Origin of the sequence: Allofournierella massiliensis (genome assembly GCF_004345265.1) — a bacterium.
In the GTDB taxonomy this organism is placed as follows: domain Bacteria; phylum Bacillota; class Clostridia; order Oscillospirales; family Ruminococcaceae; genus Allofournierella; species Allofournierella massiliensis.
Genome location: NZ_SLUM01000044.1, coordinates 1 through 15277, shown reverse-complemented (window position 1 = coordinate 15277; position 15277 = coordinate 1). Strand labels below are relative to the sequence as shown.

Genomic DNA, 15277 nt, shown 5'->3' with positions numbered 1-15277 from the left:
TCCTGGATGTTTTCCCATTTGCCGCCGCCGCTGCGCTGCACCTGCCACTGCACATCGGTCACAGCACTTGTCCAGTAGACACGGCCTTCCAGCAGTTTCGCGCCGAAGCTCTCATAAGTGGTGACATCCTTCACTGGCGATGCGCTGAATGAAAGCAGTTGCAGAGGGATCGTCTCGGTGCTTTCCCAGAAAGTAGTGGAAACCTTAACGATGATCGGGCCGTAGTCGGTGATCTCTTTGCCTGCCGGATCGTACACGCGCACTTTCAAGTTGCCGTTGGTGCCGTCATATACACAGGGCAAGTTCGAGATTACATACTTGTTATCGGAGTTGACGGAGCAGGTGTACTGCTCGCCGCTCTTCATGTACTTGGGGTTGTCACTGCCCAGCACCTTGACCGTATAACCGGCGTAAGAGGTGCTGGTGCCGAACAGGTCGTTCAGGTCGCCCACCACACGGGCCACGCCGGTGGTACGCTTCATGTCTTTATCGAAGACGGTTTCAACACCCTTGCTCTTATCGGTGCCCAGGTTCCAATCGCTGCCGCTGGTGTCAAACACGCTGGCAGCTCCATTCAGATCGACCTTGTACACATCCGCGTTCCAGTGGCCGGTAAAGTTTTTGATGGGTGTCCAATTGGCGGGCAGGGTGATGTCCTCGACCAACATATAGCAGCCATCCAGCGGATACCAGTAACTGCCGCCGTTCTGGAGTGCGGTCAGCACTTCATCTGCGTTGGCGCTGCTGATGCGCCGGACAAAGTGGGAATTCTCCTGTCCACCCTGATTGGCGGCACATATCTCGCATTGTTTGCGCTGTGAGATATAAAGCACTGAGTTGGTGAATAGTTTTGACTCATCCGTAGTCGCGGAGTTCGTCGGCAAATGTCCGACCTGGTTCATTAAAAAGTTGCTGATGCCAGACAGGTAAAAGTTGTTTGTACCGGTTTTGCCACCAATCGTCCAGGTGTAGGGGTCTTCATAATACCCATACTCCGCAGCGCCCTTATTGGTGCCACTGTAATCCACCCAGATGGTGCCGAAAGCTGCCTGCTGGTTGGTGTGCGTCCAGGCAGCACCAAAAGTTTGCCCAACAGAAAAAGAATAGGGGAAATTGGTGGGGGTACGGTACTTTACATTGGCCGCTGCAGTGGCTGCATCCCAGCCGGTTTGCAGAATGTGGAGTTCTTCCGTGCCGTACTGGATGTTTTTGCCGTACTGCCCATGACTGCCACCAGTGGAAAGAATCAGGCTGGGGGCATCGCTGGCAAGCACAGAACCGGAATTCACGTTGCCGCCGTTGGCACCCATCAGCTCGTTCATGTACCAGTGACCGGTGTTGGGAACCCAGCTGTTCAGGGCGTAATACCGGGTGGTGGTGTCGTTCGGGTCGATGCTGGATTCATCCAGATCGGTGCCGAAGGCATCGTAGTAGGCACCCGCGTATGCGTACAGGGTATCGTGGCCCACCATCAGGCCATAGCCCTGGGCGATGTAGTTCTTCAGCTCCCAGTAAGCCTTGCCGGAAATATCCGGCTCCTGGTCAGTGCAAACGCCCCAGGCAAAGCTGTCCATGCGATAGTTGCCTTCCGCGTCTACCAGGTAGCGGGCGGGATCGCGGTTGAAGTTTTCGCAGTTAACAGTGTAGAGCTGGATATGGATGTTGTCATCCGCAGAATGAAGAATCCAGCCATTAGGGGCTGTAACACCAAGATAGTTTTTGTAAACAGAGCCAGTGTCCGGGACGAAAGCATTCAGCATGGTGATTGCTTTCTTGTACTTGGTGCCGGAGGCGGATTCCACATAATGGCCGTCATCGTCAATGGTCAGGTTGGTATAGGCCGGGATGTCAATGGCCGTACCGGTGGAAGTCCACTTCTGGCCATTTTCCACAGGCCGGAAATAAACGGTCTTGCCGTACCACTCGGACAGCACTTCCAGCTTATCACCGTCAGTCAGGTCGAAGCCGCTATAAATGCGGGTGTTATCTTCGCCGCCAATGGGAAACCCGTTGGAGTCTAAGACATTAGCTGCAATTCTATCACTAAAACCATTTGGGCCTAAATAAGTCCAGTAGCGATTGGCTTGTTTTTGAGTGATCTTTCCTTCGTTCAGCCAGCCGGTCACACGGTCGTAGGTGTCCTTGGTGATGTATTCGTAGCCATTGGTCAGGCCGGTAATCCACTGAGCATCGCTGGAGAGTTTCGGATTACCCGCTGCGCTGGCCGCAAGCGGTGCAATCCCAAAATCCACCTCGTCCATAGCAGGTGCGACGATCTTCATGGTTGCCGAATACAGCACCTGCTCTTCTGCTTTCTCTTCCTCGGTCAGAGTAATGCCCTGTTCTTCCAGCAGCTTCGCGCAGAATTCCTTGTATTCGTCATCCAGAATCGTGACCACGCACCGGTAGCTGGTATCGTAATCTTCTTCGGTAACGGTCAGAGTGTAGGCCGGGTCGGTCGCTCCGTCGATGTCCTGCCAAGTGGCTTCCGGCTGTGAAGCCTCTACCGCATCGCCAAATGTCCACTCGCCATCCTGAAGTGTGCCGATGTGACGCTCGTTTTCTTTATCGGCATACAGGATGATTCCATCTTCGTTCGATTCGGCGGTGATTGCAAAACCGTCCAGAGCGTAGTTGGGGGTCTTCCAGGCGATGCGCACATTGCTGCTGTCCGCCTCGATCTTGTCCAGTGCGGCGACGATGGCGAAATACAGCTCCATGCCCTGCCAGGTGGCATCCGGGTTTTCAGCCAGTGCTTCCGCCTCGCTCTTGTCTTCCAGCGGCCAGGAGTACCAGGTGGGTTCGTCTTCAGCGTAATCGGCCAGAGCAGTGTCAAACGCTTCCGGCTTGCCGGTGTACATCTTCTGCCACTGATATGCGACTTCCACATCCTCCCGGTTCAGTTCCACTGTCAGGGTAAGTTCGTCCCCCACGCTGGCCTCCAGCAAGTCGCTCTCCGGGGCAATGAGTTCCAGAGGCGCGGGAGTTGCCGTAGGCTCAGGGGTAGCGGAAGGTTCGGGAGTTGCCGAAGTTTCCGGCGTTGCCGTAGGAGTCGAAGAAGGTTCCGGGGTTGCGGAAGACTCCGGGGTGGGAGACCCTTCCGGTACTGCGGATTCCTCCGGAGTGGCAGAGCCCTCCGGCCTCTCGGATTCTTCTGGCGCTGCGGTTGGAGCAGGAGTCTCTTCCGGTGCTGCCGAAGTCTCCGGTGTTGCCGTGGGAGCGGCAGACGCTTCCGGCGCAGCAGACGGTTCCGGGATTGCCGAAGGTTCCGGCGCGGATGTGGCTTCGGGGGTTCCGGTGGAAATGCCTCCGCCGTCTGTTACAATGCTGCTTACATCATCCGCATAGACCACCGGCCCAAACGTGGGGGCCAGTGTACTGAGCAGCATTGCAACAGCCAGAACACCCGTTGCAATCCGCTGGGTGATTGTTCTTTTATGTTGCATAGTTTCCTCCATTCGGTATGCTTATTGAGAAAGTGTGTGCTTAAATCAATGGCAGCACCGCCTTTCAAAAAGTCTGTATATATAAAAAAGGGGCTGATGCGAAACACTTGGTTTGCATCAGCCCCTTTAGGACTGTGATTCAATTAAAACAGAAGAAAGTGCTTATCGATCAATTACTGGCCCATCAAAATCGGGACTATCAAACACGCCGCCGCCACCAATGATAGCATTGCTGCCGTCCCATTCATCACCCGGATTGATGATGGGCAGATCATTGCCAGAAGAACCGCCATTGTCCGGTGCCGGAGCAGGCTGCTCCGGAGCCGGTGCGGGAGTGGTGCCGCCACTGGAGCCACCGGCAGAAGGCGTGTTGCCGCCAGTGCTGGGAGCGGAAGAGCCGTTGTTCGTGGAAGGAGCAGCGCCATTGCCGGAAGCTGCGGTGGAGCCGCCAGCAGGGGCTGCAGCCTTGTTGTTGACGGTAAGACTGTATTCAGCGGTCAGACCATTGTAGGTTGCGGTGATGGTGGCTTTGCCTGCCTTTTTGGCAGTTACCTTGCCCTCGCTGTCCACAGTTGCCACATCCTCGTCGCTGCTGGTAAAAGTGACTTGGCTCATGTCGGGGGCTGCTGCTTCGCTGGGGGTGGTGTACAGCTTCAGAGTGGTAGAGCCGCCCACGGTCAGGCTGCCGCTGGCCTTGCCGAACTTAATGCCGTCCGGCGCGGTGGTTACGGTCACTTTGCAGCTGGCGGTGTATTCGCCCAGGGTGGCGGTGATTTCCGCTTCGCCGTCGGCTACGGCGGTCACAGTGCCGTCTTCGGCCACAGTCGCCACAGCTTCGTTGCTGCTGGTGTAGGCAACGCCGTCCACCGGCTCGGTGCTTTCCGCAGGCACCGGTGCGGCGGTCAGTTTGGCGCTTTCCGTGCCGTTGATGGCAAGGGCCAGGGTTTCCTGATCCAGGGCAATGCCGGTAAGCGGCACGGTAACGGTTACTTTGCAGGTGTCGCTCAGGGTGCCGTCCGCACTGGTAACGGTGATGATGGCTTCGCCGCCCTGAGCGGCGGTCAGGGTGCCGTCTTCAGCAACGGTCACTGCCGGGCTATCGCTGGTGAGTTTCACACCGGCCTCGCTCTGTGCGGCAGCCTTTTTCTCGTCACTGGCATTCTCGTTTTTGTAGGTATAGTTCACAGCCAGGTCAACGGCCTGGCCGACTTCAACGGTCATAGATTCCGGCACATCGATGCCGGTAACGGTGGTGCTGCATCCGGTCAGCAGCATAACTGCGGCCATGGCAGCGGACACGATAAGGATTCGTTTCATGGGTTATTCCTCCTTTGTTTTGCGTACAGTATAGCATGGTTTATTTACCATGTTAAGCCTTTTTTATCGCTCTATATATCCCTGAGTGGTAGCCTGGTGAATTATGTTATTGGCGGGAAAGATAAGATCATCGAAATTCAAATGGGATAACTTTTGCTCAATCATGGCCTGAAGATTGGGATAATGGGTTTGATGCACCAAATTGTTATCTACCAGGTAATTCATGGAACATTCCACTAAATCGGCTTCCACTTGAATACAATGAGATTCATCTTCGGTTGTGGTATACGCCAGAGAAATATGGTGATAGTCTGAAAAATCGGCGCTGCCGGAATACTCGCTTTCACAGAATTTCCCAATCAGATTTTTGGCAAATTCAATATTCGCTTCCTGTTCATGACTTCGCGCCTGCAATTCCCTTGCACATTCTTTTGCGCAATGGAGAGTGGCTTTTGCATCTTCCAAGCTATCGTGAGCATGGTATTGGTACTGGTAATGCTCGGCGCAATCGGTCAGTTTTTTCCACTTGTACCCCTGATGTTTCTCGTCCCATTCCCCGTTCAATTCGGCGTAGTCGAGCATTACATCAATAACGGGAGTTTCCGGTGGGAGAGTAATGTCCGAATATTCAAGAAAAGGTAAGTCGAATGCGTAGTGGTTATAGCCGATAACAACGGACGCTTCTGCCAAGGTGGCGTTTATGATGTCAGCATAGTCTCTGATTGACAAGCAGTTGCTAACCTCTTCGGGAGAAATACCATTTACTGCTTGCGCTTCCGGCCATACGGTGGTATGCTTCGGTTTGAATTTTTCGTAGAACAATGTGTTTTCGTTGCCGTCGATTATCGCAAGGGATAGTATCTCGTCTTGTGGGGGAACGAAACCGGTCGTTTCAATATCCAATGTCATAACCTTTTTCGGGTCTTGTTCAAGATACTGCGGCAGTTCGGTGCAATAAATCAGTTCCATATAAATCTCCTTAATCGCCTGTTGGATAGGATTGAGAAGGTACGACCATTGGTCGTACCTTCTCTGCAACAAAAAGTTGGGCTAAGAGGGTTCTTTTGTTAGTTCAGCCAAAAGGCAAGTGGCAAGCTCCCGATCTTCGGAATCGCCAGCCCGTTCTTGGCAGAGAGCTAACCATGTGCGATAAAGCGGAATAAGAGCAGCCCAAAATTCATCCTCCCAACCAGTTGGCATATCTTCAGCAACTTCGTAGCCCGCTTCATCAAGAAGCTGTTCATATTCATCCCGTATGTCGGCAGCTTTGGAGTAGCCATGCAATGGATTGCCGTAGTGACGAGGATCTCGAGTGCCACCGAATAGTTCATTGCTGACAATTTGAAAATAAGAGTCGCTCCATTCGTCCCAGGTTTGGAAAGCATAATCGTTCACATTGATCACCGTCTCTTTCGTATGTTAAGCGGTTGCAGTGCGAATTAAGGCCAGCTACGACCATCGGTCGTACTGAACAAAGAAAAAGACCGGTTGTGATACCGGCCTTTTTATCAAGGGGAGATTGGTGGTTGAAGAAAATAAGAAATAAGTTTCTGGTAGTTATCCTGAGCAGAAAGACAGGTATCAACCAAATAGCCGGGTTCTTGTGGATATTCCCGTAAGCCACGGTAATAGAAAAGTTTGTGGTCGCTGTCGATGACAAAAGGAACCAGGTTGTGAGCAAGGCATTCCTTGAACATGACCAAGCGACCGACCCGACCATTTCCATCCTGGAATGGATGGATTTTTTCAAAATGATAGTGGAAGTCGATTATCTCCCGTTCCTGTATTTTCTGCTTGTGGTACTGGGTCATCAGACTGTTCATTTGAGCGGGAACCTCTGCTGGTTCCGTAGTGTAAACCATTTCACCAATCATGTTGGGAAGTTTTTTGTACTCTCCAACATTGAAGTTTGGATCGCGCTCGTCAGAGGTGCCGCGCTTCAGCAGATAATGCAGTTTCTTTATTATCTCTTCGGTCAAGGGATCTTCTGCCACATCGATCATGTAGTCAAACGCGGTAAAGTGGTTCAGCGTTTCAATCACATCATCCGTGTGGATTGCTGCGTTCCCATCCGGCAGAAACGTATTTGTTTCATAGATGAACCGGGTCTGCTCGTGGGTCAATCTGCTGCCCTCAATGCGATTGGAATTATAGGCGAATAGGATTTGTGTCTGGTGATACAGCCCGCCTTTCCGGTGGTGTTCTTTTTCGTGCCGTAACAGTTTCAAAATCTCATTCATGGGCAGCCCTCCTTGTGGATATTGTACCCGAAATAACACCGTGTTTCAATGGACTATTCCCTGTCAGTTTTTCCATAGTGGTGTGCCCAGCCCCTGGCAAATGTCACCTTCTGCCGCAAAGCTGTAAGGGCAAGCTGCTCACGCTCATTTTCCAGATGTGCGGGAGAGAAATTTTTGAGCGCATCTTCCAAGTAGCACAATTCACAGTAGGTTAGAGCTTTGGTAAGGTAAATGTAGTTTTTTTCGTTCATGGTAGCGAACCTCCTGAGATTGAGTATGAAAGTACGGCGGGGTACGACCGATGGTCGTACCTGATGAAAGCGGGTTTATTTCGCAGTGCCTTTGAAGAGATAGATTTGAAGATCCTTTGCAAGTGATGCGAGAAGACTGGCCGAAAGAAGCGGAAGGAAGATCATATTGGTTATTATGACGATGGCGCTGTACACCGCACTAGCTTCAGCCGAACCACTGAAAAAGTCAATGATATATTGTTCGGCAAAAACCAGAACAATGTTGCTGCCAATTGTGCCGATCGTGGTGATAGTGCTTATGAAGGCACTGGCAAGCTTGGCCACATCATCGTCGGCCATACAGGCGGTGAAGCTCCACCATAAAATGAACAGCAGAACAAAGAAAAAATATTCAAACCAAAAAGTCAGTGCAGGGGGTGTTTTTGCTCCAGCTTTGATAACAGCACAGGAAATCGGTAGCAGAAGGAATGGGGAAAACAACCAAAAAACGAGGAGCTTTCTTACAGAAGAGAGTGCCTGGTAGATAAACCGTACAGAGTACATAACGAGCAGCAACAGGGACGGAAACAGCAGCCCTTGCCTTAACGAAGCGGCATTCGATGTAATAAGAAACCCTGCTATGAGGCAAATCGTTAGAATATTTTGTGCGAGATCGAAATAGCGCCATTCATTAAAACGAACCAAAAGGGATCTGCATGCGTGTACGGATTCAAAAAACTGTTCAGCAATGTATCTCATGATCTTCTTTATTCCTCCGTGCTTTTGAATGCTGAACATTATGGCACAAAAGGCGTAGGAAGTCAAAAGAAATAGCGGAACGATCCGCCGTTCGAACGGAAGTGTAAAGGGGTTGGGGATGGGGAGAATAAAATAGATGAACTCTCGGATGATCCATTCGTACAAACAACAAAAGACGGCGAATGACATGTCTTGTGGTGGCTGCTGATGATGCCGGAGTCTCTTAACAGCTACGAATAAAACCACAATCGTGAAGAACCAGATCAGACGGCGCACAAAAATAAACAGTGAAAAAATAATATCCAAAGTGTTGACCTCAGCATGCGTTGGAAATGTGAAAATATCGCGGAAATTCTGTCTGTGGAGCTGGATCAACCAGGTCTTGGAGAGTATACAGTGCCATTGCGTGTTTCAAAGCGTCATCCAGGACAAACAGACAGTCATCTGTTTTGGTAAGCAGTGAGGCTGCGATAGGAGATATTGCCTGCCGGTGGCGGCTCAATGTCAGGCGATCTTCCATGCATTGCACAATATCCAAAAGTGTGATGCTGTCTCTCGATCGGCCTAACTGGTGGCCGCCGGTGCTCCCGATTTTTGACTGTACCAAACCACTGTGGCTCAGTCGAACAAGGACGCGCGGCAAAACTTTGGGGGGAATACTCATATCCTCTGCGATTTTTGCAGAAGAGATAAATCCCGCGTTACAGTTAAGCGCCAAATAAAGCATGGTTCTGATACCATAATCCGTTTCGGCTCGGAAGTGCAAAATGCTCACCCTTTCTTTGTTGCGTTGTAGGTACGACCATCGGTCGTACCTGGTTCGTTAGTCCGAAACCAATGTGGCCACAAGCAGGAGACGTTGGTTGGAGTTGTCCGTACAGGTCGATAATGTGAGCAGCTTGTCGCTGCTCTTAATTGAGAAGCTGGAGGTCAATTGATTTCTGGCTATGGCTTTTTCAGTCAGAGCCTGAAGCTGACTGGAAGTTGGATCAGTCAAAATACAGACCTGATCTTCTGCTGTGTCGGCCAACCCCACAGAAACGATGGAAAAGTGCAATTTCTGATCCGAAACAGAAAGAAAAATATCCGGGTGTTTTTTGGCAAAATCATCTTCCAGGTAGAAACGCAGCTGGCCGAAACCAATATCGGGGTCTTGGCCGGACGCTGTGAAGCTATGACCATAGATAATCGTGTTGGTGCTCAGTGTTTCAGCTGTGCTTAGTTCACATTCAAAGTCTGCATAGAGACAACCTTCATAATCGCTTTCTCCCAGCGCGTTTCGGCGGAGATAGTATTCGTTATCGTCAGCCTGCTGCACTGGGCCGTCGATGTTCGTTCCGGGGATGGTGATCCAAGCGACAGTATCGGGATTATTTGCTTGTGCAGAAGTCAACCGATGGTCAGGTGATGTCTTTTTAGGAGCGGTAACCTGGTGGAAAGTTCCCTGGCTGCTGCTTAGGGGAAAAGCAATGGCCGCCGCACAAAACAGTGCGACGGCCACGGCTGCAAACACTAAATGAAACTTTTTCATTTACATACCTCATACCGCTCAATGAGCGCCTTGGTGATTTTCTTGTGTAAAGACGCTTCATCAATGTGGCAGAGCGTCTTATACGAATTCCCCTGCCGCAGCGAGGGCATTTTTACAACCAGATGCCCGTCCCGGCACTGAATCAGCTTCAGCCCGCACAAGGTAAGGATGGCACAACCGTTTTCCTTAAGCTGGATGTCTGCCCAAGCTTTCAGACTACTGGTTTCAAACGGATTCGCCATAAAGTTCAAAATTGCGACGGTCATTCCCTGTGATCCCTCCAAAACTCCAGCGCCTCCAAAATATATTCGGAAGCCTCTTTTTCTGTTGCGTTTTCAGGCAGATATTCTTTTATGGCTGCGAACTTGATTTTAACGACAGCGGGGGGCTGCTTGGCAGGCTGCGCCCGTTTGCTTTTATCACGCATGGCCCGTGCCGTCTGCTGGGTGATTTGTTCTCCTTCTTCGATACGCTGCGCAACTCGTTCTTGCTGTTTTTCCGGCAGATAGGATAACTCACCGGCAGCACGAACGGAAAGTTCTCCGCGATCCACTGCGTCGAGCAGGCCCCTGGTCAGCTGATTGAGCCGCTGATACCGCTGAATGGTGCGTACATCCTCGCCCGTTTCCTGAGCGATGGCGGCAGTGGTTTGCCCATTCAGCAGCCCCTTCGCTTCCAGCACCCGTAAAACCTCCTGGTATCCAAATGCTTTTTCACTGGGGAGAATGCTTCGCTGCCCAAGATTCGTAACATGAAAAATATAGGTAGCCGATTCATCGTCCAGGTCTGTATAGACCAGGGCGGGGATCGTGGTCAATCCGGCTTGTCGTGCGGCAGTGCTGCGCCTGTGACCGGCCAAAATCTCATATCGCCCATCCGGCTTGTTCCGCACCACAATGGGCTGTAGAACACCCATTACCTTGATGCTTTCAGCCAGCCAGTCGATGTCTTCCTGCGACATGTGATAACGATGCTGCTCAGGATGGTCATCCAGCATGGATAATGCCAATGGCTGCACCGGTTGGGTGGAACCACCGATCAAAGTGAGCAGTGTGTTTTGAGCAGCGGCAGAGGTGCGACCATCGGTCGTACCTCGCGCGGCTTTGGTGAAGTTGAAATTTTTTCCTGCCATTTTACTTTCCCTCCCGGTTCAGAAATTCATCCACCATAGCAGTGTACTGGCTGCCGATCACGCTGCGGCGCAGTGCCAGGCAGCTGTGCCCGGTAGCGGTGGAGTCAGCGGCCTCGATCAACCGGGAAATTTCGGTTTTATAAGTGAGGTCAGGGTAATCACTCCGCAGTGCTTCGCACACTGCGGAAGACTGTCTGGTGTGATCCACCATAGTGGGCAAAATGCCGTTGATTCGGAGCTGACCGCCGGTTACATTCGCAACGTTTTCGATGGCCTGCTGGAGCATTTCAAGCCCCATCAGAGCGGCCATCTGGGCTTGTACGGGGATAATGACCTCACTGCTTACCACAAGTGCGTTGGTCAGCAGCAGGCCCAGACTGGGCGGACAGTCAATCAAAATGTAATCGTACTGTCCAGTAGGCAGCTGGCTCAAAACCCGCTGCAAGACCTGTTCACGGTACATGGTAGTGACCAGGTAAATATCAGCGGCAGCCAGAGTCACATTGGCTGCAATATAGTCCATTCCTTCTTCGTGATGGCAGATTGCCATGGAAAGCTGATCTTCACTGAGTCTTCCGCTGTTTGCCATAGACTGCATCAGATCGCCCGTAGTAGGAGTATCGCCCTCCCAGCCCATAAAGGTGGACAAGTGCCCCTGTGGGTCAAAGTCGATGCACAGAACCGATTTGCCGCGTTTGACCAGAGCTGCGGCCATGTTGATGACGGTAGTGCTTTTGCCAACTCCACCTTTTTGATTTGCAATAGATACGATTTTCATTTTGATTTCCTGCCTTTCTTTTATCTGTTTGGTAATATAGAAACAGGTACGACCGATGGTCGTACCTGTTACGGTGTGGGTGCTTGTTCCATCCCATTATGGGTGATCCATTGATACTGCTGCGGGGTGACAGGCATTCCGGCAAGTTGTAACGGTTCCCTGGAGTTACGCACCAAAATCTGAGGATCATGCAGAGCTTTTTCGTATTTTTCCATCAGTTCGGGACTTAGGGAGATAAAGTCTTCCGTCCCAATACCTGCCAGAAAAAAATTCCCTACAATCGGGTGGTAGGGATCAACCATCCGATTGAAAGGAAGATCCAGCAACAGACCTTCATCGTTTGCGACTACCGCTACCGGATCATCGAAAGGATAAGTAGCGGTAATCCAGCCGCCAACAAGCTGTTGCATTTCCTCTAAGGTGTCAACTGAAACGGAACGAGGATATTTTCCAGGTTCAAAGAGCAATACATCCATTTTTAGTCAGCCTCCTAAAAAGATATTGAGCTGTGCCATGCTCTCCACGATTTTGTCCATCAGTAGAGTTCGGGTGTCAGGGTAAACCAGTGCAGCCAGGCCGATCAAAGCCAGTGCAGCAATTGCAGCACTGGCGGCGAAACGGATCACCTGGCCCAGTGCCTTTAAGATGATACGAAGAGAATTTGTGAAAATGTTTTTTCGCTCTACAATGACGGTGTTTGGATCATTGATCCCATAAGTTTGGCGCAGAGCCGATTGCTGCTGGTGTAGATTCCAGGCAGCCCGCAGACGATTGTTTTTCATGATTTCATGATTCCCCCAAAAAGAAACAGGTACGACCGATGGTCGTACCTGCAAGGTTACCGAGAAAGAAACGCTTCGCGCATTTTTTCTGTTTCGAGATAGAACTGCATGGTCTGACGCAATGGTGCATCACTGAACACAAATTCTCCTCTTTCGATCTCAAACGAGAGCTTGCCGCCGACTATACCTATTGCCTGCAATGCGCAGATATAATGCGGAGCGGGCAGCTGAGACAGAACCCAGTAGGGATTTTCCGGGCAGGAGCTATGTCCCGAAAAAAGATTGTGAGCAACAGATAACAGGTGCTGATCGGGGGCGGAAAGGTGGCGTTTGCTTTGCCGCATTTTAGGAAAGTTGATCCCATCGTCTGTGATCATGCCAGGTTTGGACGCAAGGGAGTAAAGCTCTTCATCGAAAGACAGAACAAAAAATGCTGCGGCGTACTGGTGATCCTTTGGAGCGGTTTGTTCGTTCAGTGCTAAAAGCTGTTGATACCGTTCAACGTGTGTCATGGTTCATTCCTCCTTGTTAAGGTACGACCGACGGTCGTACCTGCGTTGTTCATTGCTTTTTCTTCTTCCGATTGAAAAGGAAGCGTAGTCCTTTTTCTTTTGTTTGAGCAGGAGATGGGCCAGGGCAATCAACCAATGCGGAATAGAGTTCATCGGCACCGGAATAGCTGAAATAATCAGGGGCGTATGGAGCAAAATAGGTTTTATCTGCGCTCTCTGCCATTTGCTCTCGCACCGATGTTTCATCAGCTGACGGAACAAAAGAAAAAATGTAGCGCAAGCTTCCATCGTCATCCTCGAACACAGCGGGAAGCTGGGCGCTTTCCCAGGGCTTCGTACCGGCAACCATAATCTTTACGTCTTTTTCCCAAAAGGAGACCGGCTCAAGAATATCTTGATAGGGGCCGTAATCACAGATTACATAATCATATTCACTGCGGGCCTGCATGAGCAGCTTGCCATTGGTGATGATATGCTGGCCCTGGATTGTGAACTCATGTCCGTTGATTCGGTCACAGGATTCATAGATGTCTAACAATTGTTCCATTTTTCCGCTGCTGCACATATCCAAGTAAGCGCAGCTATAATCTTTTGCCCTGAGAAAGAGCAGAAGCTGGAGGGCCTGTGTTGTAGTGCCGATCCGAGGGCTTGCCCCGGCAACAGCAACCGTAACTGCTTTTGTGGCGGGGCGGGGAGGTCTTTTAATAGCCATGGCTTTGCCTGCTACAATATCTATCTGAGAAGGAGGAAGAATACTTGGTGAAGACTCAACTTGTGGTTCTTCCATAAGAGGAGGGGGAGAGAAGCTGCCCTCTTCGGTGCCCAGCTGCAGCAGTTGGCTTATCCTGGCTTTCATGGCGGTGCCGCCTTGCAGAAAGATGTTTTCCCGCTCTATGCCCAATGCGAGTAAATCACGCATGAGGCGGCTATCCGGCATATACCCATTCGCAAGGATCAGCCAGCAATAGTTGGTTGTGTTTATCAGCCGAGACAACAGTTCTAATGGCACATCGGCATTCTGATGGATGTAGTCTATATCCATCAGAATGTGAGTGAAGGCGGTATCACCTTCCAAGGCTTTACGGATTTCGCTTGGGCTGCGAGCGGCGATGTGCCGAATATCATAGTTTCCACGAAAATTAAGCATGGAAACCTGCCGGTATACGGATGGATCGGATATGATACCTAATATCATGAGCTTACCTCCCTCGTGTTGTTATCGAAATACTGTGTGATCTTTTTTGCTTCAATGCGGAAGTCAGAAACATCACTTCGGATATATCGGTCAGATGTGAATTTGAAATCTACATGGCCGATCATTTTTGTCAAAAGCTCCTCTTTGACTCCTGCACGGTAGGCAAGGGTTGCAAATGTACACCGCGTTGAATAGGGCTTCAGCCGCCTGGGATTATCTGGCGGGTTGATGCCTAATACCTGCAAGCAGATGTAGAATTTTCGAGTTCTCCAATTTTGAAGATTCATACGTTTTCCGTTTGGGCTTGGAATTAAATATCCACTATCGGGGATATGGAGGTAGAAGTCTAAAATAAAGGGCCAGATGGTATCCGAAATAGGGACAATCCGGTTCTTTCCAGCCTGTGTTTTTGACCCGGAAATGAAGTAGCGATCATTGATGTTGACGCTTTCTCGTTTTATTTTAAATAATTCTTCAGGACGCCACCCAGTAAAACAGAGAATTAAGATGATTCGGGCGGTTTCGCTATGCTCGTCGCCGGAATACGCACAGTCCATAAGCAGCTGAAGCTCCCGCATAGTGAATGCCTGATAGGGAGTGCTGCTTTTTCCATCAAGCTCCAAATATTCAGCGTAGTTGATGTGGATCAGCCCGGAAAGCATTGCTCTCTTGCATAATTGGCTGATGAGCTGCTGGATTTTCTCTTGATGCGAGCGTGATAGGTGGCGTTGGCTATCAATAATTTCTTGATAATCTTCCAGTGTTATGGAAGACATTTCTCTATTGCTCAGAGGAAAAAGAAATCGCCAGGCATTTTCATACCCGGCGATTCCTTTTGTACTTAATCTTCGGTAGTGCTGGCGGCTCCATTGTTTGTAGATCATGCCTAGTGTGATTTGAATTGTTTTCTTTTGGTTCCAGCCGCAACAAGTGCAGAACTGACCGGTAGGCACCGTGTTTCTGCAATTAATACAAATCATTAGCAAACCTCCTAAATTATGGTAATTACTAGCATATAGGGGTTTGGGTAAAAACCAGCCATTTAATGGAAAATGTTAACAAAAAATTAACCTATTGAAGAGGTGGAGTTATGACTATCTGCATCACACGCAGGAAGTCTGGGGTTCGAGTCCCTAATTCTCCACCAAAAGCCCACAGGTTATGCCTGTGGGCTTTCTTTATGTTTCGATAAAGAAAACGCCCGCGTCCGCCAAGCGTTGTGCTCGGCGAATGCGGGCGTTTTGGTTTGTTTGCTTAAGTGTAAAGACAACCCCCGGCTAGGCCGGGGAGTGTAAAAGAAATTATATAATGAAAAAAGACCTACTGGTAGAAAAGAGTTGCGGTCGGCCAACTGC

17 protein-coding genes and 1 pseudogene are annotated in these 15277 nt (G+C 50.3%); all 18 read right to left on the bottom strand.

Annotated features, from left to right (window positions below; genetic code table 11):
* Positions 1 to 3446 (bottom strand): annotated as a pseudogene (locus tag EDD77_RS16935) (hypothetical protein); the annotation flags it as partial.
* 162 nt (positions 3447 to 3608) lie between these two features.
* Positions 3609 to 4763 (bottom strand): Ig-like domain-containing protein, encoded by a 1155-nt coding sequence (locus EDD77_RS16930; RefSeq protein ID WP_058962584.1) that lies wholly within the window; start codon positions 4761 to 4763, stop codon positions 3609 to 3611.
* 63 nt (positions 4764 to 4826) lie between these two features.
* Positions 4827 to 5732, bottom strand: coding sequence for a 3'-5' exonuclease (locus EDD77_RS16925; RefSeq protein WP_058962583.1), 906 nt, complete (start codon positions 5730 to 5732; stop codon positions 4827 to 4829).
* Positions 5733 to 5813: 81 nt separating this feature from the next.
* Positions 5814 to 6158: a hypothetical protein gene (locus tag EDD77_RS16920; RefSeq protein WP_132587454.1), complete on the bottom strand. Its 345-nt coding sequence runs from the start codon at positions 6156 to 6158 to the stop codon at positions 5814 to 5816.
* A 113-nt stretch (positions 6159 to 6271) separates the two neighbouring features.
* Positions 6272 to 7003: a Fic family protein gene (locus EDD77_RS16915; RefSeq protein ID WP_058962581.1), complete on the bottom strand. Its 732-nt coding sequence runs from the start codon at positions 7001 to 7003 to the stop codon at positions 6272 to 6274.
* Positions 7004 to 7056: 53 nt separating this feature from the next.
* Positions 7057 to 7254 carry a hypothetical protein gene (locus EDD77_RS16910; protein WP_058962580.1) on the bottom strand — a complete coding sequence of 66 codons (198 nt, stop codon included), beginning with the start codon at positions 7252 to 7254 and terminating at the stop codon, positions 7057 to 7059.
* A gap of 75 nt (positions 7255 to 7329) precedes the next feature.
* Positions 7330 to 8298, bottom strand: a complete 969-nt coding sequence (locus EDD77_RS16905; RefSeq protein WP_132587453.1) for a hypothetical protein — start codon at positions 8296 to 8298, stop codon at positions 7330 to 7332.
* Positions 8299 to 8308: 10 nt separating this feature from the next.
* Positions 8309 to 8767: an RrF2 family transcriptional regulator gene (locus tag EDD77_RS18855; protein ID WP_394326272.1), complete on the bottom strand. Its 459-nt coding sequence runs from the start codon at positions 8765 to 8767 to the stop codon at positions 8309 to 8311.
* Between the two features lie 48 nt (positions 8768 to 8815).
* Complete coding sequence (locus tag EDD77_RS16895; RefSeq protein ID WP_058962578.1) at positions 8816 to 9523, bottom strand: sortase domain-containing protein; 708 nt, start codon at positions 9521 to 9523, stop codon at positions 8816 to 8818.
* Positions 9520 to 9789: a septation protein SpoVG family protein gene (locus EDD77_RS16890; protein ID WP_058962577.1), complete on the bottom strand. Its 270-nt coding sequence runs from the start codon at positions 9787 to 9789 to the stop codon at positions 9520 to 9522. Before EDD77_RS16890 ends, EDD77_RS16895 begins: the two co-directional genes overlap by 4 nt.
* Entirely contained in the window at positions 9786 to 10655 is an 870-nt protein-coding gene (locus EDD77_RS16885) for a ParB/RepB/Spo0J family partition protein (protein ID WP_058962576.1), read from the bottom strand. The genes EDD77_RS16890 and EDD77_RS16885 overlap by 4 nt, the downstream gene beginning before the upstream one ends.
* A gap of 1 nt (position 10656) precedes the next feature.
* Positions 10657 to 11433, bottom strand: coding sequence for a ParA family protein (locus EDD77_RS16880; RefSeq protein WP_058962575.1), 777 nt, complete (start codon positions 11431 to 11433; stop codon positions 10657 to 10659).
* A gap of 68 nt (positions 11434 to 11501) precedes the next feature.
* A complete protein-coding gene (locus EDD77_RS16875; RefSeq protein ID WP_058962574.1) occupies positions 11502 to 11909 on the bottom strand; it encodes a DUF3846 domain-containing protein in 408 nt (135 codons plus the stop codon).
* A 6-nt stretch (positions 11910 to 11915) separates the two neighbouring features.
* The gene (locus tag EDD77_RS16870) at positions 11916 to 12215 is read right to left on the bottom strand and encodes a hypothetical protein (RefSeq protein WP_058962573.1); all 300 of its coding nucleotides are present in this window, start codon (positions 12213 to 12215) and stop codon (positions 11916 to 11918) included.
* Positions 12216 to 12271: 56 nt separating this feature from the next.
* Positions 12272 to 12727, bottom strand: coding sequence for a hypothetical protein (locus tag EDD77_RS16865; protein WP_058962572.1), 456 nt, complete (start codon positions 12725 to 12727; stop codon positions 12272 to 12274).
* A 49-nt stretch (positions 12728 to 12776) separates the two neighbouring features.
* Positions 12777 to 13922, bottom strand: coding sequence for a hypothetical protein (locus tag EDD77_RS16860; RefSeq protein ID WP_058962571.1), 1146 nt, complete (start codon positions 13920 to 13922; stop codon positions 12777 to 12779).
* Entirely contained in the window at positions 13919 to 14902 is a 984-nt protein-coding gene (locus EDD77_RS16855; protein ID WP_058962570.1) for a tyrosine-type recombinase/integrase, read from the bottom strand. The genes EDD77_RS16860 and EDD77_RS16855 overlap by 4 nt, the downstream gene beginning before the upstream one ends.
* Positions 14903 to 15081: 179 nt before the next feature.
* Positions 15082 to 15277 (bottom strand): hypothetical protein (locus EDD77_RS18330; protein ID WP_207667962.1); only part of this gene is annotated, 196 nt, incomplete at its 5' end.

What these genes read in the sequence shown, in the direction of transcription:
- EDD77_RS16865 (WP_058962572.1), bottom strand. Translation starts at nt 12,727, where the DNA reads ATGACACACGTTGAACGGTATCAACAGCTTTTAGCACTGAACGAACAA.
- EDD77_RS16875 (WP_058962574.1), bottom strand. Translation starts at nt 11,909, where the DNA reads ATGGATGTATTGCTCTTTGAACCTGGAAAATATCCTCGTTCCGTTTCA.
- EDD77_RS16860 (WP_058962571.1), bottom strand. Translation starts at nt 13,922, where the DNA reads ATGATATTAGGTATCATATCCGATCCATCCGTATACCGGCAGGTTTCC.
- EDD77_RS16895 (WP_058962578.1), bottom strand. Translation starts at nt 9,523, where the DNA reads ATGAAAAAGTTTCATTTAGTGTTTGCAGCCGTGGCCGTCGCACTGTTT.
- EDD77_RS16885 (WP_058962576.1), bottom strand. Translation starts at nt 10,655, where the DNA reads ATGGCAGGAAAAAATTTCAACTTCACCAAAGCCGCGCGAGGTACGACC.
- EDD77_RS16870 (WP_058962573.1), bottom strand. Translation starts at nt 12,215, where the DNA reads ATGAAAAACAATCGTCTGCGGGCTGCCTGGAATCTACACCAGCAGCAA.
- EDD77_RS16890 (WP_058962577.1), bottom strand. Translation starts at nt 9,789, where the DNA reads ATGACCGTCGCAATTTTGAACTTTATGGCGAATCCGTTTGAAACCAGT.
- EDD77_RS16910 (WP_058962580.1), bottom strand. Translation starts at nt 7,254, where the DNA reads ATGAACGAAAAAAACTACATTTACCTTACCAAAGCTCTAACCTACTGT.
- EDD77_RS16915 (WP_058962581.1), bottom strand. Translation starts at nt 7,003, where the DNA reads ATGAATGAGATTTTGAAACTGTTACGGCACGAAAAAGAACACCACCGG.
- EDD77_RS16925 (WP_058962583.1), bottom strand. Translation starts at nt 5,732, where the DNA reads ATGGAACTGATTTATTGCACCGAACTGCCGCAGTATCTTGAACAAGAC.
- EDD77_RS16930 (WP_058962584.1), bottom strand. Translation starts at nt 4,763, where the DNA reads ATGAAACGAATCCTTATCGTGTCCGCTGCCATGGCCGCAGTTATGCTG.
- EDD77_RS16880 (WP_058962575.1), bottom strand. Translation starts at nt 11,433, where the DNA reads ATGAAAATCGTATCTATTGCAAATCAAAAAGGTGGAGTTGGCAAAAGC.
- EDD77_RS16855 (WP_058962570.1), bottom strand. Translation starts at nt 14,902, where the DNA reads ATGATTTGTATTAATTGCAGAAACACGGTGCCTACCGGTCAGTTCTGC.